Source organism: Mycobacterium innocens, from assembly GCF_900566055.1.
In the GTDB taxonomy this organism is placed as follows: domain Bacteria; phylum Actinomycetota; class Actinomycetes; order Mycobacteriales; family Mycobacteriaceae; genus Mycobacterium; species Mycobacterium innocens.
Window position 1 is genome coordinate 1 of sequence record NZ_UPHQ01000043.1, and the last position, 21,786, is coordinate 21,786.

A 21,786-nucleotide genomic window follows, 5' to 3' on the forward strand; every position below is an offset into this window, starting at 1 on the left:
GATCCCGGCCGGGGGCCCGGGTGCAGCACGGGGCGGGGGTGAGGGTTCATCGTCGTCCCGGGGAGCCTGTGGTGGCCGGCGAGCCGCTGTTCACGCTTTACACCGACACTCCCGGACGCTTCGGCCCGGCGCTGGCCATCCTGGACGGTGGCTGGAGCGTCGGGGAGGCCGGGCCGGCTCCGCGGCCCCTGATTATCGATCGGATCACCCGATGACCACTGCGCTCACGTGGGAGACGATTCGGCAGGCACCGAAGGCGCTGCTACACGACCACCTCGACGGCGGGCTGCGCCCGGCGACCGTGCTGGACATCGCCGGCCAGATCGGGTACGACGACCTGCCCGCCACCGACGTCGATACGCTGGCAACGTGGTTTCGGACCCGGTCGCACAGCGGCTCGCTGGAGCGCTACCTGGAGCCGTTCTCGCACACCGTGGCCGTGATGCAAACTTCCGAGGCGTTGTATCGGGTCGCCTTCGAATGTGTGGAAGACCTGGCCGCCGATTCGGTGGTCTATGCCGAGGTGCGCTTTGCTCCCGAGTTGCACATCGATCGCGGGTTGTCGTTCGACGAGGTCGTCGACGCTGTGCTTGCCGGGTTCGCCGAAGGTGAGAAGGCGTGCGCCGGCGCGGGCCGGTCCATCAAGGTGCGCTGTCTGGTCACCGCGATGCGGCACGCCGCAGTGTCGCGGGAGATCGCCGAGCTGGCAATCCGGTTCCGGGACAAGGGAGTTGTGGGTTTCGACATCGCCGGCGCCGAGGCCGGCCATCCGCCGACGCGGCACCTGGACGCTTTCGAGTACATGCGAGACAACAACGCGCGCTTCACGATTCACGCCGGTGAGGCCTTCGGGTTGCCGTCCATCCATGAGGCGATCGCGTTCTGCGGCGCTGATCGGCTGGGCCATGGGGTGCGGATCGTCGACGACATCGGCGTCGGCCCCGACGGCGGTGTCAGGCTGGGCAGGTTGGCATCGATATTGCGGGACAAGCGGATTCCGCTGGAACTGTGCCCGAGTTCCAACGTGCAGACCGGCGCGGTGGCCAGCATCGCCGAGCATCCGTTCGATATGTTGGCGCGCACCCGTTTTCGGGTGACCGTCAACACCGACAACCGGCTGATGAGCGACACATCGATGAGCCTGGAGATGCACCGGCTGGTGGAGACGTTCGGCTACGGCTGGAGTGACCTGGAACGGTTCACCATCAATGCGATGAAGTCAGCGTTCATTCCGTTCGACGAGCGGCTGGAGATCATCGACGAGGTGATCAAGCCGCGGTTCGCGGTGCTCATCGGGTAGGTCGGTGCGGGTCTGGTAGCCCGAGTTTGTCGCAACTGTGACATCACATCGGCCGCTTGAGTGCCGCCGGGTTTGCGGTGTTCGTTATATCCGCCTTGTCGCTCGGAGCGGTCGTGGGGCTGCGCTCCGGTGCGGGGATGGAAATCGCGTGCTGGTGCGGTTGGGTCGGCGGCTGGCGGCGTCGTGTGTGCGCTGGCGGCGCCGGGTGTGCGCTGATGGCGCCGGTTGTGCCGCCAGGGCGGGGCAGATCGTGGCGTTCCCGCCCTACACGCACACTGAAAGCCGTCATCGCACACTCGCTACGGCGGCATGACAGTCGAACCGGTGAGCACGTGAGCCTTTCCGTCCACCCCGAACACCGGACATAACAAGAGGTTTGGCGCAACTGCGGGTATCGAAGCGCAGAAGAGACGCCAAGGGTGGATGCGCAGCCCAACTGCGCCCGCAGCCGTCGATGGCCGGCAACACTGTGGCCTCGGGAAGGCATGAGCGTCCTGGAAGCCGTTGTCCGCGGGCCGAATCACATCGGCCCGGCAACCGCCGCCGCACAACTACCCTCGAAGCACCTACCGGTCGGTATCGCCTAGCCCCAACGCCGGAAGGCAGTGACTCATGAGAAAGATGTGACCGCCAGATGCGGGACTCGCCGCCGCTGTGTTGTGCTTGCGGTGGCGCTACGAATGCCGCACCGCCTCTTGGGCGAGTTGCACCCGGGAGTTCAGGTCGAGCTTGGTGTACACGTGCGTGAGGTGGGTTTGCACGGTACGCGGCGAAACGAACAGCCGTGCGGCGATGTCCTTGTTGGAAAGGCCCTCGCCCACCAGGCTGACCACCTCACGTTCAGCCGGCGTCAGCGACTCCCAACCGGTCGCTGCCCGCCTGCGTTCGCCGCGTCCGCGCTGCGCGTAGGCAATCGCCTCGTCGCTGGACAGTGCGGTGCCTGCTGCCCATGCGCTGTCGAACTCCTTGCTGCCCAATGCAGTACGCAGCAATGCCAGCGAGTCCGCATGGCTGGAGTCGTAGCTCTTGAACCGTTTGGTGCCCAGGCGTTGCCGCATGGACTCCGCCGCGCCGTACAGGCGGGCGGCCTCACGGTGGTTGTCGTGCCCGACCGCCATGGCGGCCAGGCAGTCGAGGATGTCGGGAACGCAATTGTGTGCGCAGGCTTCCACCGCAGCCGTCAGCGCGTCGTGGGCATCACGCTCGGCTTGTTCCGGCTCACCCTGTGCCATCGCCACCCGGGCGCGGCTGGTCAGCGCCAGCGCCAGATGCCAGCCCGACAGCACCGAGGCGGCCTCGTCGGCGAAGTGTCGCGCTGCGGCGACATCCCCGCTCGCCAACGAGATCCGGGCTTTGGTGGGACGCAGATAATTCGCCACGTGGGGTTGCAGCTTCAGGTTCTGCCACGCCTTTGTACTCGCATCGCGCGCGGCGTCAATGTCGCCGCCGGCGAAAGCCGCGATCGCCAACGTCGCATAGCCGAGTCCGAGGAAGTATTCGCTGCCGTCTCCGGCACCTTCGACCGCCGCTTCGCCCGCCGCCCACGCGGCGCTCACGTCACCCCGGTACGCGTGCGTATCACCCAACCCCTTCAGGATGAGCGGTGTGAGGACGTCAGCGTCTGCCTCCAACGACTGTTCCACCAGCTCGCTGAACTGCGCGACGGCTCCGGCCACCTCTCCCTGCCACAGCTGAGCGAACGCCAGGCTCAACCGGCACCGTAGCGCGCCGAACCGGTCGCCGATCTCGTCGGCCACATCACGTCCGGCGCTGCCCGCAGCGCGTGCGGTCATCGTGTCGCCGGATACCACGGCGGCATTGCTCTGCCAACTCAGGATCTGGCTGAGAGTCCACCGGTCGTCCAAGGCCCGGACAATGTCGGTCGCCTCCGCGAAGTACTCTCGGGCGGCATCGGATCGGTAGCTGAATCCGGCCGTCGAACCGCAGGCGGTGAGTGCGCGCGCCAGCAAGGCCGGGTCATCGACTTCACGAGCGATGGCCAACGCTTGTTGAGCCTCGTCCACGCTGCCGCCACTCGTGTCGATGAACATATCGAGCACGGCCTTGTCCGCCAGCGCGCGCGCCCGCACCCCGGCGCTCACCTGCCCATGGTGTGCGTCTGGCTCGACGAGGATGGTTTCGAACCAGGTTCGCCCCTCCCGGATACGGCCCCGGCTGAGCCACAGCGGCTGCAGCCATGACGTCAACGCCAGCGCGGACTCCAAGTCGCAGTATTCGCGGCAGCACAGGAACGCCACCCGCAGGTTGTCCAGTTCGATTTCGGCCTGGTCGAGAAGCTGCTGATAGTCCGTGCGCCCGGGGCTGTCGAGCAGCGCCGCCAGCGCCATGTAGTGGTCGCAGTATCGCTTTCGGGTGACGTCGGTTTCGCCGGCCTCGGCGAGCTTTTCCATCGCGTACTGGCCGACTCCCTCGAGCCGCCGGTACCGGGTTCGACCCTGCGAGCTATCTGCCCAAATCAGCGACTTGTCAACCAGCAATGCCAGCTCATCGAGCACCTGGTGACGCGGCAGCTCACCGAAGCCGGCCACCGCCAGCGCCGCGTCGAGGTCGAATCCACCGACGAACACCCCGAGTCGTCGCAGCAGGATCCGCTCCGGTTCGCTGAGCAACCCGTAGGACCAGTCCAGCGATGCACGCAGGGTCTGGTGGCGGCGCAGTGCGGTGCGTGCCCCGCCTGTCAGTAGCCGGATGCTGTCGTCCAGGCCGGCGATGATGTCGGACAGCGACAGTGAGCGCACCCGCGCGGCGGCGAGTTCGAGCGCCAGCGGCATGCCGTCCAGCCTGCGGCAGATTTGCCGCACCATGGCGGCGCTGTCGTCGTCGATAACGAAGTCGGGCCGGGCCAGCAGGGCACGGTCGGTGAAGAATGCGGTCGCGTCGGCCACTGACAGCGACGGCACCCGCCAGGTCAGCTCGCCCGCCACCTTGATCGGTTCGCGGCTGGTCGCCAATATCGTCACCCGGGGGCAGGTTTGCAGTAGCGCATTGACCTGGCCGGCGCCCACGTCGAGCAGGTGTTCGCAATTGTCGAAGACAATGAGCATCTCCCGCTCGGCGAGGTAGCGCAGCACCAGCAGCTCATGCTGGGTATCCAACGCGGCCTGGGCGACCGCCGAAGCCGAAGCCCCCGCTCCGCGCCAGGTGGTGCCATAGGTGGTCGCCGCATTGGCCGTCGAGGCCGCCACCACTGCCCGTACCTGCGCCGCCTGCGCGCTCAAGGTTTCGGCATAGGCCAACGTCGAGGCCGGACCAGACCCCGAGGCCAACGCAGTGTAGTTGACCTCCGGGGAAAACGCCGGCCAGGGATGCACCACCACCACAACCCGCTAACCGCTACCAGGTCAGGGTCGCCGCGCGCATCGCCTCACTAGCCACCGCCGCCGCGCCGGCCACCGACTGGGCATCAGAAAACATCCCGCGCTCCGCCGTCCACCACCGCCGTGAACGCCGCCGAATCAGCATCTTTCGCCCATCGGCGCCACCGCCGAGACATCGGTGCAGCCGCGGCCACCCCAGCACCCAACCTCGCCGCCACCCCCGCCTGCGTCATCGCCGAAGCCCCCACCACTGCCGGCTCCACCGCAAACACCATCACCCAAGACCTCACCCCCTGCGCGCAGACAAACGTCAGGCGATGATCCTAAACTTGGCGGCACTATTCGCGCCCGCCCTCGCGACCCTATTCGCGCCTAAGCCGCGACTCCACGAACCGTTCCACCCGCTCCCATTCGCGTACCGCCTTGGCATAGGGGCCCACGGGCTTGCTGACCGAGTCGGGATCGAGCACGTAGGTGACCAACTTGCCCAGCGGCTTGCCCGGGTCCAACGCCTTGTCCACGGTACTTTCCTCCGAGTAGTCGCCGATGTCGCGCAGCAACTCGACCGCCAGGTCCAGCTGGTCACGATCCACGGCGTCAGGCCCGTCGGCGAAATCGTCGGCCAGCCCGGTCAGCACGTAGACATTGTCATCGGTGACCTCCACCGCCAGTGAGCCGTCGGTGGCCGCGGTACGGATGTCGTCGTAGGTGCTCAGGTCCGCCAAGTCGTGGTCGTGCTCGTCGGCAAGATAGCGGGCCAGCGCCCGCTCGGAACTGAACACACTGATGCGACCGTTGCGGCCCAGGAAAATCGGGCGATCATCGAGGTAGCAACGCAGGGTGTAGAAGCTGCCGGCACTGGTCATGATCTGCACCGGGTCGATGCCGACCTTCAGCCAGAAGTCCTCGTCGCTCCCCAGAACGACGGCGGCCGCGGCTTCATCTTCTTCGGCATCTTCTTCGGCGCCTTCTTCATCTTCTTCGGCTTCTTCTTCGTCGAGATCGGCGTCGTCGGTGTCGTTCGGGCCGGCCGACTCCGCCGTCGCGGCCTCGTCAACAGCCTCCTGCTCGTCGCCCTCGCCCTCCTCCTCTTCCGGTTCCTCGGGCTCCTCGGCCAATTCGTCGGCGGCCTTGGCCGCCAGGTCGGCGTCGACCTCGGGAACGCTGACGATGTCGTCGATGGCTTTGAGCACGTCGTCCCAGCTGCGCGCGATGATCTCGGCGATCGCGTTCCAGCGTTTCTGGCCGGCCTTACCGGTGAAGTAGTCGATTCCCCCCGACACGGTGCCCAGCGTGGGATTGCCGTTGAAGAACTTCGACACCGCCGGCAGTTCGCACACCGATCCGATGGACGACACGATCGCCAGCGTCGCGGCCAACGTTGCCACCGACTCCTCGGTCGGCTTTTCGGCCACCAGCTCCTCGACGACCACCAGATCGAACGTCTTGTCGGCGTCCGGATCGAAGTTGTGCGCGTGCGCCTCGGTCAGCTCCTGCCACGCCGGGTGGTCCACCAGGTCGTTGTCTGAGTCGCCGCGGACGAATGCCACCAGGTCTGCCACGCTCTCGAAGGCATACAGGTCCTCGTCCTTACCCAGAAACGCCTCCCATTCGTCGCCGGAGTCACGCCAGCGCGGTGCCCACAGCGTGTAGCGGTCACCGTCGGACAGGCCCAGGCGGATGGGCACGAGGTCAGCAGCCATGCGGCACAGAATAGCGACGGCCGGGCGATGGCCCCGGCCCGGTAGTGCTCAGCCGCTCCAAATATCGGTGATCGGGGGAGCGTTCATCGCGTGGCCGGTCTTGGGTAGGCCGTACATCTGCTCCAGTGTGGAAAGCAGGTTGTAGTGGCTGATCTGCTCGTTGTAAGTGCCCGGCTGCACGTGTGCCCCGTAGAACACCGTCGGAATCTGGTTGCGGCTGCTGCCGTCGTCCTCGTCCCACGTGAGGATGAGCAGGCTGTTGTTGGCCTTGGACCAGTTGGCGTACGGCGACAGTTCGCGGTTGAGCCAGGCATCGCCCGCGGCGACGGTGCCGTCGTGCATGTCGTTGTCGGCGTTGGGTATGACGAACGACACCGTCGGCAGACTCGGGTAGTTCTCCGGCTGCGGAAACGCGCTGAACGGCACCGATAGCGTTGGCGGGACGTTGCTGAAATTGACCCACGGCACGTGCTTGCGCGCGTACTTGCCGGCACTGCAGACGGTCGAACCCACCGCGGGCAGATCCTCGGCGAAACCGACAAAAGTGTGCCCGGCGGCCAGCAGTTCGGAGGCCAGGTTGGGCGTCGAGCCGGCGTCGACCGGGCAGGTGTTCTTGGTCAGGCCGAAGGTGCTGCCGGCGAACATCGCCAGGTAGTTGGGTTCGCTGGGATGCGTTTCGGCGAAAGATTGCGCCATCATCGCGCCGTTGGCGGCAAGCGCATTGATGAACGGCGCCGCCGGGTTGCCGATGATGTTGGCCTGCGAGCGGTTCTCCTCCACCACGATCACGACGTGCGAGAACATCGGCAGCGCCGCCGCCGTCGGCTCCACCCCGTCATGAGCCCTGACCTGGCCCAACACCGACATCGACACCGCCACCGCAGCGACCACCGCCAGGGTTCGACCCACACCCGTCAGAAACCCTGGCACCCCGCGCACGCCCGGAGTATAGGGGGCGGCTTCGACCCGCCGCAGCGCGCGAGCCAGCGTGTCAGCCGGCGTGAGCCCGATCGTTATAGGGTCACACCCCGTGGATGTCCACGTCATCGACCACCCGCTGGTGGCAGCCCGGCTGACCGTGCTGCGCAACGAACGCACCCGCAACGCCGCCTTCCGGGCCGCGTTGCATGAGCTGACGCTGGCGCTGGTGTACGAGGCGACCCGCGACGCGCCCACCGAGCCGGTCCCGATCCGCACGCCGCTCGCCGAGATGACGGGAGTGCGGCTGGCCAAACCGCCGCTGCTGGTACCGGTGCTTCGTGCCGGATTGGGCATGGTCGGCGAGGCGCATGCGGCGCTACCGGAGGCGGACGTCGCGTTTGTCTGCGTCGGCCGGGACGAGAAAACGCATCAGCCGGTGTCATATCTGGAGTTGCTGCCCGACGACCTCACTGGTCTACCGGTGATGGTCCTGGACCCGATGCTGGCCACCGGCCGGTCGATGATGTACACGATTGGTCTGCTGTTGTCCCGCGGGGCGAGCGACATCACCGTGCTGTGTGTGTGCGCGGCGCCGGAAGGCATTGCGGCACTGGAAAAAGTGGCGCCCAGCGCGCGGTTGTTCACCGCCGTCATCGACGAAGGGCTGAACGAAGCGGCCTTTATCGTGCCGGGTCTCGGCGACGCAGGCGACCGCCAATTCGGCCCCCGCTAAATCACCAGCTGCCCACCGAGGCGACCAGCTCGTCACGCAACTGCCTGGCCCGCTGCCTCGCGGCAGCCAAGTCAACGGCCGCCGCGCAGCGAATCTCTAAGTAGCACTTCAGCTTTGGCTCGGTGCCCGAGGGCCGCACCACCACCCGGACCGAGGTGTCGCCGTCGCCGCCGGTGAAGATCAGCGCGTCGGCGATGTCGGTGACGGTCGCGGGAAAACCGACCAGCCGATCGGGTGGGGTATGGCGCAGCCGCGTCATCACGGCATCGGCCGCGCCGGCATCGGCGACCCGGCGCGGCACCGCCGCAACCTCGTGGACGCCGTAGCGCCGAGCAAGCTCGTCGAGCTTGTCCGGCACCGAACGGCACTGCCGTTTCAGCGTCGCCGCCGCATCGCAGATCAATACGGCGGCGCTGATGCCGTCCTTGTCGCGCACCGCGGCGGGGTCGACGCAATGCCCGATCGCTTCTTCGTACGCGTACACCAGGGTGCCGGGCCGGTCGGCGTCGGCGCGGGCCAGCCACTTGAACCCGGTGAGGGTCTCCACGTGGACCGCGCCGTAGTCGGCGGCGATCGCCGCCAGCATCCGCGACGACACCACCGTGCTGGCGACCGTCCGTGGCCCTGGTTGTGGTTGCGACAGGATGTAATCGCCCAGCAGCCAACCTGTTTCGTCTCCGGAGAGCATCCGCCAACCGGTTTCGGCGGGGATGCCGACCGCGCACCGGTCCGCGTCGGGATCCAGCGCGATCGCGACGTCGGCGTGGATATCGGCGGCCAGTGCCAGCAGCGCATCGGTGGCGCCCGGCTCCTCGGGGTTAGGGAAGGCGACGGTGGGGAATTCGGGGTCGGGTGCGAACTGCGACGTGACGGTGTGCACGTCGGTGAAGCCGGCCCGGCGAAGCGTTTCGACGGCCACCGCGCCACCGACGCCGTGCATCGCGGTCAGGGCTATCCGGACCGAACCCGTCGAGCGGCGAACCCCAGCCGCACGCTCGATGTAGCGGTCGAGCAGATCGGTGTGCGCGGGTTCGACGGGTTTTCTGGTGATCTGATCTGCCGGCGGGGCGGCGGCCATCGCGGCTTCGATGCGGCGATCGGTGGGCGAGACGATCTGGATGCCGCCGTCGAGGTACACCTTGTACCCGTTGTCGGTCGCCGGGTTGTGCGACGCCGTGATTTGTATCCCGGCTGCGGCGCCGGTGCGGCGAACCGCGAACGCGACGACCGGTGTGGGCATCGGATCCGGCAGCAGCACTACCGAAAAACCCTTGGCGGCAAGCACTTCCGCTGTGGCGGTGGCGAAGGCCGCCGAGCCGTGCCGGGCGTCGCGCCCGACGATGACGGCGGGGGAGCGCGGGCCGGGTTGCTCGGCCAGCACCTGAGCCACCGCCCAGGTGGCGCGCAGCACCACCGCGAGGTTCATCGCGTCCGGTCCGCCGCGCACCGGTCCGCGTAGCCCCGCGGTGCCGAATGTGAGTGGACGGGCAAATCGGTCGGCGAGTTCGTCGGCGCTGCAGGCGGAGAGCTCCGCGGCGGTCACCGGATCGGGATCGTGGGCGATCCAGTCCTCGGGCGTCACGGACGTCACGGTTCAGACGCGCGCGATGCGCTCGATCATTGAGGCCAGCAGCGCGCCTATCCGAGCTGCCGACGCCGCGCCGGCGGCCAGCACCTCGGCGTGGCTGAGCGGCTCACCGGTGATGCCGGCCGCCAGGTTTGTCACCAGCGAGATGCCCAACACCTCGGCGCCCGCAGCGCGGGCGGCAATGGTCTCGTGCACCGTCGACATGCCCACCAGGTCGGCGCCCAGCGTTTGCAGCATCCGGATCTCGGCGGGCGTCTCGTAGTGCGGCCCGGGCAGGCTGGCGTACACGCCTTCGGTCAGCCCCGGATCGGATTGCCGGGCGATCTGCCGCAGCCGCGGCGAATACGCGTCGGTCAGGTCGACGAACTGCGCCCCCACCAGCGGGGACCGCGCCGTCAGGTTCAGGTGGTCGCTGATCAGCACCGGCTGACCGACGTGCATATCCGGCCGCAGCCCGCCGGCGGCATTGGTGAGCACGACGGCGTGTGCTCCCGTCGCACACGCCGCGCGCACCGGGTGGACGACGTGGCGCAGGTCGTGTCCCTCGTAGGCGTGGATGCGGCCGGCAAGCACCAGCACCCGGTGATCACCGATCGGTACGGACAACAGCTCGCCGGCATGTCCGGCGGCCCGTGGCGGTGCGAACCCGGGCACGTCGGCCTGGGGCAGTACGGCCGTCGGCCGGCCCAGCGCGGCGATGGCCGCAGCCCATCCCGACCCGAGAACGACGGCGACGTCATGACGGCCGATCCCGGTGCGCTCGGCGATGACTTGCGCTGCGTGCCGAGCGAGTTCTCCAGGCTCCGGCAGCGGGTCGCGCACACGGGCAGCCTACCCAGCGCCAGCAGACACAGAGTCGCACGCCGCTCGGCGGCGCCATGCGACTCTGTGTCTGCTCGCCAGTGAACCGGACCTCGTCGATGAGATACTGCGAGGATGCCCGCACTCACCGCTGCCGACCGCGTGGAGGAGTTGGTGCGACGCCGCGGTAGTGACTTGGTCGAACTCTCCCACGCCATCCACGCAGAGCCGGAGTTGGCGTTCGCCGAACATCGCAGCTGCGCCAAGGCGCAGACGCTGGTCGCCGAACGCGGTTTCGCGATCACTCCGGCCGCCGGCGGCTTGGACACGGCATTCCGGGCGGACTTCGGCCACGGACCGCTGGTGGCCGGGATCTGCGCCGAATACGATGCGCTTCCCGAGATCGGGCATGCCTGCGGCCACAACATCATCGCGGCGTCGGCGGTGGGCGCCGCGCTGGCGCTGGCCGAGGTCGCCGACGACCTCGGCCTGACCGTTGCCCTACTGGGCACTCCCGCCGAGGAGTCTGGGGGCGGTAAGGCGCTGATGCTGCAGGCCGGGACATTCGACGACGTGTCGCTGGCGGTGATGGTGCACCCGGGGCCGACGGATATCGCGGGGGCCCGGTCGCTGGCGCTGTCCGAAGTGACCGTGCGTTACCGCGGCAAGGAATCGCACGCCGCCGTCGCCCCGCATCTGGGAGTCAATGCCGCCGACGCCGTGACCGTCGCACAAGTGGCCATCGGGCTGCTGCGGCAGCAACTGGCGCCCGGGCAGATGATGCACGGCATCGTCACCGACGGCGGGCAGGCGGTCAACGTGATTCCCGGGCACGCGATGCTGCAGTACGCGATGCGTGCCCACGGCTCGGAATCGCTGCGCGACCTGGAGGGCAGGGTGTATGCCTGCTTTGCCGCGGGAGCGCTGGCCACCGGCTGCGAATACGAGATCGACGCCGCCGCACCCGGATACGCTGAATTGAACCCCGATCCATGGCTCGTCGACGCGTGCCGAGAAGAAATGCGCCGGCTGGGGCGCGACCCGGTGCCCGCCGCCGTCGCGACAGGGCTACCCATGGGCAGCACCGATATGGGCAATGTGACGCAGGTGCTGCCGGGGATCCATCCGGTGATCGGTGTCGAGGCGGGCGGGGCCACGGTTCACCAGCGCGCCTTCGCCGCGGCCGCGGCCGGCCCGAGTGCCGACCGCGCGGTCGTCGACGGTGCAATCATGTTGGCCCGCACGGTTGTTCGCCTCGCCGAGACCCCCGACGAGCGGGACCGGGTGCTGGCTGCGCGGCAGCGCCGGGCGGCGGCCCGATGAGCCTCGTCGACACCGCCGAGTCGTGGCTGGCCGCACACTACGACGACCTGGTCGCGTGGCGTCGGCACATCCACCGCTACCCCGAGCTGGGCCGCCAGGAGTATGCCACCACCCAGTTCGTGGCCGAGCGGTTGGCCGACGCAAGCCTGAACCCCAAAGTGCTGCCCGGCGGCACCGGACTGACGTGCGACTTCGGCCCGGAACATCAGCCGCGGATAGCGCTGCGCGCCGATATGGATGCGCTGCCGATGGCCGAGCGCACCGGCGCGCCGTACGCCTCGACCATGCCCAATGTCGCGCACGCCTGCGGGCATGACGCGCACACCGCGATTCTGCTGGGTACCGCGCTGGCGCTGGCGTCGGTGCCCGAACTGCCGGTCGGTGTGCGGCTGATCTTCCAGGCCGCCGAAGAGCTGATGCCCGGCGGTGCCATCGACGCGATTGCGGCCGGGGCGCTCATGGGGGTGTCGCGCATCTTCGCCTTGCACTGCGATCCCCGTCTCGAGGTGGGCAGGGTCGCGGTCCGGCACGGCCCCATCACCTCGGCAGCCGATTCGATAGAGATCACGCTGTATTCGCCGGGCGGGCACACGTCGCGTCCGCACTTGACCGCCGATCTGGTCTACGGCCTGGGCACGCTGATCACCGGCCTGCCCGGAGTGCTGTCGCGCCGCATCGACCCGCGCAACTGCACCGTGCTGGTCTGGGGCGCGGTCAATGCGGGCGTGGCCGCCAACGCTATTCCGCAAACCGGCATCCTGTCCGGGACTGTCCGCACCGCCAGCCGGCAGACCTGGGTGGATCTGGAGGACATCATCCGCCACGCCGTCGACGCGCTGCTGACGCCGCTGGTGATCGAGCACACCTTGCAGTACCACCGCGGGGTGCCGCCGGTGGTCAACGAGGACGTCTCGACCCGCATCCTGACCCACGCCATCGAAGCCGTCGGCCCTGACGTGCTGGCCGATACCCGGCAGTCCGGCGGCGGTGAGGACTTCTCCTGGTATCTCGAGGAGGTTCCCGGGGCTATGGCGCGGCTGGGCGTGTGGTCGGGCGACGGTCCGCAATTGGACCTGCATCAGCCGACATTCGACCTCGACGAACGAGCCCTGGCCATCGGGTTGCGGGTGATGGTCAACATCATCGAGCAGGCGGCGGCGTTCTGATCCGGTGGCGTGTCCCGGAACCTCGCTGAGCGCCGTCGTGGGACGGTGCCGATCTCGTCACCGCGCTCAGCGGAGTCCTCGGCCCGGCAATCACATCTTTCACATTGGTCGCTGGCCGACCCGAGGTACGATTTGCCCGCCTTTCAGCGACAAGCCAAGGCGCGCAACGGAATTGTCGCTGAAAGACGGGCACAACCAACACCCCGAACCCCTGGAGACTGATGTGGCTGATGGGAAAGTCGCAGTTGCGTCCGCAACTCGGGCCACTAGATCAGCGCCGTCCTAACCCGGCAGCGTGTCATCGGGTGGATTCAACCGCGCCGGGATTTCCTTCGGGGCTGCGGGCAGCCGGTCGAAGCGGCGCAGCCGCAGCGAGTTGGTCACCACGCTGACCGAGGAGAGCCCCATCGCCGCGCCGGCGGCGACGGGGTTGAGCATGCCCAGCGCGGCAAGCGGTATCGCGGCGGTGTTGTAGCCGAACGCGAAACCGAGGTTCTGGTAGATCGTGCGCAGGGTACGCCGGGAGAGCTGGATCGCCAGCACGACGCCGTCGAGCCGGCCGGACATCAAGGTGATGTCGGACGCCTCGATGGCCACGTCGGTGCCGGTGCCGATCGCGATGCCCAGATCGGCCTGCGCCAGCGCGGGCGCGTCGTTGACGCCGTCGCCGACCATGGCGACCACCCGGCCCTCGTCTTGGAGCCGGCGCACCTCGGTGACCTTGTCCTGCGGCAACACCTCGGCCAACACCCGGTCGATGCCCACCTGGGCGGCGATCGCCGCGGCCGTGCGGGTGTTGTCGCCGGTGATCATCGCGACCTGCAGTCCCATCGCATGCAGCTGGCGGACCACCTCGGCGGCGTCGTCCTTGACGGTGTCGGCCACGGCCAACACCCCGACAACCCGGTCGTCGCGGCCGACGAACACCGCGGTGCGGCCCTGCTCTTCGAGCTCGGCGGCCGCGGTGGCGAGGCGGTCCGACAGCAGCAAATCGTGCTCGACGATGAGCTTGCGTCGACCGACCAGCACGGGCCGGCCGTCGATCTCGGCCCGCACTCCGTGTCCGGCCAGGTTGGCGAACGCCGTCGCGGCCGGACTCGGCAGCGCCTGCTCACGCGCACCGGCGACGATCGCAGCGCCGATGGGGTGTTCGGAGCCGGACTCGACTGCTGCGGCCAGCTGCAGCACCAGGTCGTGCTGGTGTGCCTCGTCGGCGACAACGTCGGTGAGCCGCATCTGGGCGCGGGTGAGGGTGCCGGTCTTGTCGAAGACGACGGTGTCGATCTTTTGCGAGGAGCACCTCGTCGCCTTTGACCAGGATCCCCAGGTCCGCGCCGCGGCCGGTGCCGACCATGATGGCCGTCGGGGTGGCCAGTCCCAGCGCGCATGGGCAGGCGATGATCAGCACCGCGATCGCTGCGGTCATGCCGGCGACCGGGTTGGCGGCCAGCAGCGTCCAGCCGGCAAAGGTCGCGGCGGCGATACCCACCACGGCCGGTACGAACACCCCGGACACACGCGGTCGGCCAGCCGTTGCACCGGGGCCTTGCCGCCCTGCGCCTGCTCGACCAGGCGCACAATCTGCGCCAGCGCGGTGTCGGCCCCGACGGCGACGGCGCGCACCGTCAGCAACCCGTTGACGTTGACCGTCGCCCCGGCAACACGGTCACCCACGGTTTTCTCGACCGGGACCGATTCGCCGGTGAGCATCGACTCGTCGACGGCGGCGCGTCCGTCGACGACTTCGCCGTCGACCGGGATCTTCTCCCCGGGCCGTACCCGCACCAGGTCGCCGACCTGCACCCGGTCGACCGGGACCAGCTGCTCCTCGCCGTCGATGAGCAGCCGGGCCTCCTTGGCGCCCATGGCAAGTAGCTTGCTGATCCCCTCCGAGGCCTTGCCCCGGGCCCTGGCCTCCAGATAGCGGCCGAGCACCACGAACGCGATGATCAACGCCGAGGTGTCGAAAAACAGTGGGCCACCTGCGAATAGCTCACAGGTGGAGTAGCCGAACGCGGTCAGCGTGCCCAGTGCGATCAGCGTGTCCATGTTGGCGCTCAACGCCCGGGCCTGCGCAACGGCCTCCTTCAGAATCGACCAGCCGGCCACGAATTGCACCGGCACCGTGACGGCCAACGCCAACCATCCCGCCCACGGGGCGGCCATCATCGTCAACCCGGGCCGACAGCAAGCCGAAGGGCCAGGCCAGCCAGACCCGGCGCAACCAGGTCCGCCGCTCGGCCGCGGGATCCGCGCCGGGCGAGGCATGGCACGAGGAGGCCTGAACCTCGCCGCATCCGCCGTGATCCGCGGGGACGTCGCGCGGACGGCCCAGCAGCCGGCCGATGATCGTGCGTATCACCACCGTTGCGCTCAGCAGCCGAATGCGGGGCACGCGCGGGCACCAACTCGGCCGGAAGGTGTTGGGCCTCAACGATTGCCGCGAGCACCGCCGCGGTATCGCAGTGCTCGGGCGAAAACCAGATCACCACCGACGCGGTTCGCGGATATGCCTGAATGGCCCGGACACCGGCCACCGTGGCGACGGTCTCTTCGGTCGCGACGGCTCGAATCTCGTCGAAACCGGACCCGCCGACGTGAACCCGCATCCGCCCCGCCGCATTGGATACGACGGTCAGCTCGACATCGGCGTCGGGGCGGGGCGCAGCTCAGCGATCGTGGTCATGGCACCCGCCCGCTACCTGCGACAGTGAAACATCTTCTCCGATACGCTCTTTCGCCTCGGCAATCACATCGGCCAGCGTCAGCCGAGCTTGCTCGGAGCTCTGCTGGGCTTTGCGTTCTGCGGTGCGCAGACCACGCAGTCCCCACGCCGTGGTGGCGACCGTCGCCTCCCGCAGCGGCACCTTCACCGCCGTCTTACGCAGCACCTCATAAGCCGCCGCTCCCACCACGCCGGTCACCAACGTGGGTACCGATTTCGCCAACAGCCCATGCCATGAAACCATTTTGAACGAACCTTTCGTATCGTGCGTGCCAGCTTGCAAAACTACAATACCCCGGGAGGGTACTGCATGATCGAAGTCGGCTTCTTTCACGTTCACAGCAAGTCCACAGAATGCAACCGCGGCGATTTCACTTGTGGTCCCGGCGAATCCGGTCACGCGACTCAGTCGCCGCCGGCCACGCCGCGCCAGGCGCAGCCGACGTCGCGATGTCTGCCGCCGTGCTGAACGACTCGGCACTGCGCTGGGCGGTCGCGATGATCTTCGGCGTCAGCATCGCGGCGGACGTCTACCTCTTCGGCACCCGGGATCTTCGCTGGACCCGCGCAATCGACCAGCTGCTGCACCTGTCGATGTCGGCGGCCATGATCGCCATGGCCTGGCGGATCCGACCAGCCTCCCACAGCCTGGTGCCGATTGTCTTCTTTCTCCTGGCGGCCGGCTGGTTCGTACTCGTGGCCGGCGGGCGACGCTGCACCCTCGGCGACCGAATAGCCAACTGCTACAACGCCACAATGATGATCGCGATGGCCTGGATGTACACGCTGATGAACGGCGGCCCGGCGGGTCACAGCGATCATTCACCAGACCGCATGCTGGCGGGGTCGGCGCCGACGCCTATCGCCGGAGGGTCGATGCCCGCAGCGCAGATGCCGCAGGCCGGAGCGTGGATCGCCACGGGGAACTGGATCGTGACCCTGGGGTTCGCGGTCGCGGCCATGCTCTGGCTATGGCGTTACGTCGGCGCGCGGCGAGCCGGCCGGTCTGCTGGTGCCGGCCCTCTTACCGAGTTGGGGCTGCTGTCGCAGGCCTTCGCCGCCGCTGGCACCGCCCTGATGTTCGGCGTCATGCGGTAACCGATACCAGGGCCCGGCGCCACGGGCGGCCGCGATGCCGATCGCGCCGGGGACAGCCCACCCCGGCACGGGTCAGGTCGTCGTCCCCGGACCGATATTGCGGGCTGGACGGGTGCGCAGGTCGTGCACATAATCGGCCGGAGCGCCCGCGATTTCGGCGGCGTCGGCCATCACCCCCAGATACCGTGCCGACGGCAGCCCACCCTCCCAGGCGTCCAGCACGTACAGCCACGCCAGGACCGGGTCGGTGGTGGTGTCCGACGACAACCGCTCCACGCGGCACCGGATCTTCTTGTGGACGCCGAACTCGGAGCCCTCCCAGCGATCCAGGTTCTTCTCGTCCGCCGGCGTCATGTCGTAGAGCACGACGAACACCCTGGAATCCGGGTCTTCGACAACGGTGGCCAATGCCCCGTCCCAGCCGAGGTCCTCACCGCCGAAGGTCAGCCGCCAGCCGTTGAGCCAGCCGGTTCCGGCCATCGGTGAGTGGGGTGCTCGCTTGAGCATCTGCTCGGGATCCATGTTCGACCCGTAGGCGGCGTAGAGCGGCACGGGAGAAAGCTTAAACGTCGGCCGCACGGATGGCGGCTACCCGAGGGTCTGAGGCGGGTGTGATGCAGCCCTCACCCGGTGCTGCGGCGTGCCGCGCCGCGCCTGCCGTTGCGCCGCGCTGCGGCCTGCTCGTGAAGTGCCGGGTGACCGGGCTAGGTTAGGCCTGTGGTGACCCGCATCGTGATCATCGGCGGCGGCCCGGCCGGCTACGAGGCCGCTATCGTCGCAGCCACCGCACACCCCGAATCAGTCCAAGTCACCGTCATCGATTCCGACGGCATCGGCGGGGCCGCCGTGCTGGACGACTGTGTGCCGTCCAAGACATTCATCGCCTCCACCGGCCTGCGCACCGAGCTGCGCCGGGCACAGCGCCTGGGCTTCGACATCGACATCGACGACGCGAAGATCTCGTTGCCGCAGATCCACGCCCGAGTCAAGGCACTGGCTGCCGAGCAGTCGGCCGACATCACCGCCCAGCTGCTCGGCATGGGAGTCCACGTGATCGCCGGCCGGGCCGAGCTGATCGACCCCACCCCGGGCCTGGCCCGCCACCGGGTCAAGGCGACCCATTCCGATTCGGGGCCGGACGGCCCCGTCAGCAGCGAACACGACGCCGACGTGGTGCTGATCGCCACCGGGGCCAGCCCGCGGGAACTGCCGTCGGCCCGGCCGGACGGTGAACGCATCCTGACCTGGCGTCAGCTCTACGACTTGGACGCGCTGCCGCAGCATCTGATCGTGGTGGGCTCGGGAGTCACCGGCGCGGAGTTCGTGCACGCCTACACCGAGTTCGGCGTCCAGGTCACCGTGGTGGCCAGCCGGGACCGGGTGCTGCCGTACGAGGACGCCGACGCCGCGCTGGTCCTGGAGGAGTCGTTCGCCGAACGCGGTGTCCGGCTGGTCAAGAACGCCCGGGCCGAATCGGTGACCCGCACCGAGACTGGCGTGTTGGTCACCATGACCGACGGCCGCACCGTCGAAGGCAGCCACGCCCTGATGACCATTGGGTCGGTGCCCAACACCGGCGGCCTGGGCCTGGAGCGGGTCGGCATCGAGCTCGGGTCCGGCAACTACTTGACCGTGGACCGGGTGTCGCGGACGTCGGTGCCCGGCATCTATGCCGGCGGCGACTGCACCGGCCTGCTGCCGTTGGCATCGGTCGCGGCCATGCAGGGCCGGATCGCGATGTATCACGCGCTGGGCGAAGGCGTCAGCCCGATCCGGTTGCGCACGGTCGCGGCGACGGTGTTCACCAGGCCCGAGATCGCCGCCGTCGGTGTGCCGCAGTCGGCGATCGACGACGGGTCGGTGACCGCCCGGACCATCATGCTGCCGCTGCGGACCAACGCCCGGGCGAAGATGTCGGGTTTGCGGCAAGGCTTCGTCAAGATCTTCTGCCGGCGCACCACCGGCGTGGTCATCGGCGGCGTGGTGGTGGCGCCGATCGCCTCGGAGCTTATCCTGCCGATCGCGGTGGCCGTGCAGAACCGCATCACGGTCAACGAGCTGGCGCAGACACTGGCCGTGTACCCGTCGTTGTCGGGCTCGATCACCGAGGCCGCCCGCCGCCTGATGGCGCATGACGATCTCGACTGAAGGCCAGCCCCGCGACGCCCCAGGAACTAGCCTTGTGGAGCACCGCTACCGACCAGTAATCGACAGGAGTCTGTTTCCGTGAGCAACCCAATCAGCGCACCGCAGAGCGAGCAGCCTGCTGGGACGCTGGGACCGCAGCAGCGCGCGTTGGCCTGGGAGCGGCTCGGCGCCGAGCAATTCGACGTGGTCGTCATCGGCGGCGGCGTGGTGGGCTCCGGGTGCGCGCTGGATGCTGCCACCCGCGGTCTCAAGGTGGCCTTGGTCGAGGCCCGTGACTTGGCCTCCGGCACGTCGAGTCGCTCATCCAAGATGTTCCACGGCGGACTGCGTTACCTCGAGCAACTGGAATTCGGCCTGGTGCGCGAGGCGCTCTACGAGCGCGAGCTGTCGCTGACGCGATTGGCACCGCACCTGGTCAAGCCGTTGCCGTTCCTGTTCCCGCTGACCAAGCGCTGGTGGGAACGCCCCTACATCGCCGCGGGCATCTTCCTCTACGACCGGCTGGGCGGAGCCAAATCGGTTCCGGCGCAAAAACATCTGACCCGGGCCGGCGCACTGCGATTGAGTCCGGGGTTGAAGCGGACCTCCCTGATCGGCGGTATCCGCTACTACGACACCGTCGTCGACGACGCCCGCCACACCATGACGGTCGCGCGCACCGCGGCCCAGTACGGCGCAGTCGTGCGCTCCTCGACCCAGGTGGTGGCGCTGCTGCGCGAGGGTGACCGGGTGATCGGCGTGCGGGTTCGCGACTCCGAGGACGGCTCGATCAAGGAGGTCCGCGGCCACGTCGTGGTCAACGCCACCGGGGTCTGGACCGACGAGATCCAGGCGTTGTCCAAACAGCGCGGACGATTCCAGGTACGCGCATCCAAGGGTGTGCACGTGGTGGTGCCGCGGGACCGGATTGTCAGCGACGTGGCGATGATCCTGCGCACCGAGAAGTCGGTCATGTTCATCATCCCGTGGGGCACCCACTGGATCATCGGGACCACCGATACCGACTGGAATCTTGACCTGGCCCATCCCGCAGCCACCAAGGTCGACATCGATTACATCCTGGGCACCGTCAACACCGTGCTGGCCACCCCGTTGACGCACGCCGACATCGACGGCGTGTACGCCGGGCTGCGTCCACTGCTTGCCGGGGAAAGCGAGGAAACCTCGAAGCTGTCCCGCGAGCACGCCGTGGCAGTGCCGGCGGCGGGACTGGTGGCCATCGCCGGCGGCAAATACACCACCTACCGGGTAATGGCGGCCGACGCGATCGACACGGCCGTGCAGTTCATTCCGGCCCGGGTCGCGCCGTCGATCACCCAGAAGGTGAGCCTGCTCGGAGCCGACGGCTACTTCGCGCTGGTCAACCAGGTCGAACACGTCGGCGCGATGCACGGTGTGCACCCGTACCGGGTGCGTCATCTGCTGGACCGCTACGGTTCGCTGATCAACGAGGTGCTGGCGTTGGCGGCCGACGATCCCGGCCTGCTCAGCCCGATCAAAGAGGCGCCCGGCTACCTGCGAGCCGAAGCCCGCTACGCCGTCACCGCCGAGGCGGCGCTGCATCTCGAGGACGTGCTGGCCCGGCGGATGCGGATCTCCATCGAATATCCGCACCGCGGTGTGGACTGCGCCCGGGAGGTGGCCGACATCATCGCACCGGTGCTGGGCTGGTCCGCCGCGGACATCGAGCGGGAGGTCGCCAACTACAAGGCGCGAGTGGAAGCCGAGGTGCTCTCGCAGGCGCAGCCCGACGACGTGTCGGCGGACATGTTGCGGGCCAGCGCGCCCGAAGCACGGGCCGAGATCCTCGAACCGGTGCCGCTCAATTGAGCGCGAAGCGGGCATCCCTGGCCGCCGTAATCGGTGGCAGCCTGGCCGGCGTGGTGGGCTGGGACCTGGTGCAGCGCCGGCACACCATCCTGCGCAACTACCCGATCATCGGCCACCTACGGTTCCTTCTCGAAGCGGTGGGGCCTGAGCTGCGCCAGTACATCGTCACAGATAACAACGCGGAGCGGCCCTTCAGCCGCGACCAGCGGCGCTGGGTCGACACGTCGTCGAAATTGACCAACCGGTACTTCGGATTCGGCAGCGACAACGACCTGGAACGCGCCTACAACTACCCGATCATCAAGCACGCGGCGTTCCCGGTGTCGGCCCCGGACGGCGACCCGGGCCACCCCGACCCGGCGGGGCCGCTGCCGGCGGCCAAGGTGCTCGGCGGTGCGCGGGGCCGGGGCAAAGCATTCCGGCCCTCGTCGTTGGTCAACGTCTCCGGGATGAGCTTCGGGTCGCTGGGCGGCGCGGCCATCACCGCGCTGAACAAAGGCGTGGCCATAGCCGGTGCCCTGCACACCACCGGGGAGGGCGGCATCGGCGCCGCGCCGCTGGTGTTCAGCGACCACGTGGCGCTGCCCTTCAAATGGGCATTTCCCAGGGTCTACCGAGCCTTTGCCGAAGAAGGCCTGCACCACGACGTGGTGTTCGTCGGCTCGGGCAAGCTCGGCATCCCGGAGAATGCGCTGTTGGCCCTGGCCATGGGTTGCGACATGATCAACGTCGGCCGGACCGCCATGTTCGCCATTGCTGCATCCAGGCCCAGCGATGCCACACCGGCCGCTGCCCGTTTGGCGTGGCCACCCAGTCGGCATGGCTGCAGCATGGCCTCGATCCGGCGTTGAAGTCGGTGCGCTGCGCCAACTATCTGGCCACGCTGCGCTTCGAGCTGCTGTGCCTGGCCCGCGCCTGCGGCCATGTCCACCCGGCGCTGGTACCCCTGGACGCCATCGAGCTGCTCGACGTCGACCTGCAGACCGTGCAGGTCGACGAGTTGTTCGACTACAAGCCCGACTGGGGCCTGCCCGAGCCGGCCGACGTCGAAGCGATCACGGAGCTCATGGCCGGCTGACGGCGGCTGCGCTACGTCACCGAGATCGACGGCA

The 21,786-nt window shown here is 68.4% G+C and carries 15 protein-coding genes and 3 pseudogenes; 9 read left to right on the forward strand and 9 right to left on the reverse strand.

The features are described 5' to 3' along the window. Both EET03_RS05125 and EET03_RS05130 read left to right on the forward strand, forming a co-directional pair. Positions 1-215: pseudogene (locus EET03_RS05125) on the forward strand (thymidine phosphorylase); the annotation flags it as partial. Then, positions 212-1,300 (forward strand): adenosine deaminase, encoded by a 1,089-nt coding sequence (locus EET03_RS05130; RefSeq protein WP_075541733.1) that lies wholly within the window; start codon positions 212-214, stop codon positions 1,298-1,300. The pseudogene EET03_RS05125 and the gene EET03_RS05130, both read left to right, overlap by 4 nt. 674 nt (positions 1,301-1,974) lie before the next feature. On the opposite strand, the gene EET03_RS05135 is transcribed toward EET03_RS05130, so the two are convergent. The 4 genes from EET03_RS05135 to EET03_RS05145 all read right to left on the reverse strand — a co-directional run bounded on the left by EET03_RS05135 (position 1,975) and on the right by EET03_RS05145 (position 7,208). Then, the gene (locus tag EET03_RS05135; RefSeq protein WP_244232248.1) at positions 1,975-4,635 is read right to left on the reverse strand and encodes a LuxR C-terminal-related transcriptional regulator; all 2,661 of its coding nucleotides are present in this window, start codon (positions 4,633-4,635) and stop codon (positions 1,975-1,977) included. 89 nt (positions 4,636-4,724) lie between these two features. Beyond that, entirely contained in the window at positions 4,725-4,913 is a 189-nt protein-coding gene (locus EET03_RS30070; RefSeq protein ID WP_167470587.1) for a hypothetical protein, read from the reverse strand. Between the two features lie 87 nt (positions 4,914-5,000). Continuing rightward, complete coding sequence (satS, locus tag EET03_RS05140; RefSeq protein WP_099193995.1) at positions 5,001-6,341, reverse strand: protein export chaperone SatS; 1,341 nt, start codon at positions 6,339-6,341, stop codon at positions 5,001-5,003. Between the two features lie 48 nt (positions 6,342-6,389). Then, entirely contained in the window at positions 6,390-7,208 is an 819-nt protein-coding gene (locus EET03_RS05145; protein ID WP_244232249.1) for an alkaline phosphatase family protein, read from the reverse strand. 163 nt (positions 7,209-7,371) lie between these two features. Between EET03_RS05145 and upp the strand changes: the two genes are divergently transcribed. After that, positions 7,372-7,995 (forward strand): uracil phosphoribosyltransferase, encoded by a 624-nt coding sequence (gene upp / locus EET03_RS05150; protein WP_075544717.1) that lies wholly within the window; start codon positions 7,372-7,374, stop codon positions 7,993-7,995. A gap of 1 nt (position 7,996) precedes the next feature. On the opposite strand, the gene EET03_RS05155 is transcribed toward upp, so the two are convergent. Both EET03_RS05155 and EET03_RS05160 read right to left on the reverse strand, forming a co-directional pair. Beyond that, the gene (locus EET03_RS05155) at positions 7,997-9,577 is read right to left on the reverse strand and encodes a phospho-sugar mutase (protein WP_075544723.1); all 1,581 of its coding nucleotides are present in this window, start codon (positions 9,575-9,577) and stop codon (positions 7,997-7,999) included. Between the two features lie 12 nt (positions 9,578-9,589). Continuing rightward, the gene (locus EET03_RS05160; RefSeq protein ID WP_075544718.1) at positions 9,590-10,405 is read right to left on the reverse strand and encodes a purine-nucleoside phosphorylase; all 816 of its coding nucleotides are present in this window, start codon (positions 10,403-10,405) and stop codon (positions 9,590-9,592) included. Between the two features lie 114 nt (positions 10,406-10,519). Here EET03_RS05160 and EET03_RS05165 point away from each other — a divergent pair, with 114 nt between their 5' ends. Together EET03_RS05165 and EET03_RS05170 are read left to right on the forward strand one after the other, a co-directional pair. Beyond that, on the forward strand, positions 10,520-11,707 hold the full coding sequence (locus EET03_RS05165) for a M20 family metallopeptidase (RefSeq protein ID WP_075544719.1): 1,188 nt from the start codon (positions 10,520-10,522) through the stop codon (positions 11,705-11,707). Then, positions 11,704-12,873 carry an amidohydrolase gene (locus tag EET03_RS05170; RefSeq protein ID WP_099193996.1) on the forward strand — a complete coding sequence of 390 codons (1,170 nt, stop codon included), beginning with the start codon at positions 11,704-11,706 and terminating at the stop codon, positions 12,871-12,873. Before EET03_RS05165 ends, EET03_RS05170 begins: the two co-directional genes overlap by 4 nt. Before the next feature lie 282 nt (positions 12,874-13,155). Here the strand turns inward: EET03_RS05170 and EET03_RS05175 are convergent. Continuing rightward, positions 13,156-15,482: pseudogene (locus EET03_RS05175) on the reverse strand (copper-translocating P-type ATPase). A gap of 60 nt (positions 15,483-15,542) precedes the next feature. Beyond that, a complete protein-coding gene (locus EET03_RS05180) occupies positions 15,543-15,842 on the reverse strand; it encodes a DUF1490 family protein (protein ID WP_075544725.1) in 300 nt (99 codons plus the stop codon). A gap of 206 nt (positions 15,843-16,048) precedes the next feature. On the opposite strand from EET03_RS05180, the gene EET03_RS05185 reads away from it, so the two are divergent. Next, positions 16,049-16,696 carry a DUF5134 domain-containing protein gene (locus EET03_RS05185; protein ID WP_167470588.1) on the forward strand — a complete coding sequence of 216 codons (648 nt, stop codon included), beginning with the start codon at positions 16,049-16,051 and terminating at the stop codon, positions 16,694-16,696. Positions 16,697-16,768: 72 nt separating this feature from the next. Here the strand turns inward: EET03_RS05185 and EET03_RS05190 are convergent, their stop codons facing one another. Further along, complete coding sequence (locus EET03_RS05190; protein ID WP_063469404.1) at positions 16,769-17,248, reverse strand: gamma-glutamylcyclotransferase family protein; 480 nt, start codon at positions 17,246-17,248, stop codon at positions 16,769-16,771. Between the two features lie 165 nt (positions 17,249-17,413). Between EET03_RS05190 and EET03_RS05195 the strand changes: the two genes are divergently transcribed. From EET03_RS05195 to EET03_RS05205, 3 genes and pseudogenes are all read left to right on the forward strand, one after another. Further along, the gene (locus tag EET03_RS05195; protein WP_075544721.1) at positions 17,414-18,844 is read left to right on the forward strand and encodes an NAD(P)H-quinone dehydrogenase; all 1,431 of its coding nucleotides are present in this window, start codon (positions 17,414-17,416) and stop codon (positions 18,842-18,844) included. Positions 18,845-18,922: 78 nt separating this feature from the next. Further along, on the forward strand, positions 18,923-20,674 hold the full coding sequence (locus EET03_RS05200) for a glycerol-3-phosphate dehydrogenase/oxidase (RefSeq protein ID WP_063469406.1): 1,752 nt from the start codon (positions 18,923-18,925) through the stop codon (positions 20,672-20,674). A gap of 17 nt (positions 20,675-20,691) precedes the next feature. After that, a pseudogene (locus tag EET03_RS05205) lies at positions 20,692-21,752 on the forward strand (glutamate synthase-related protein). Positions 21,753-21,786: the final 34 nt, after the last annotated feature.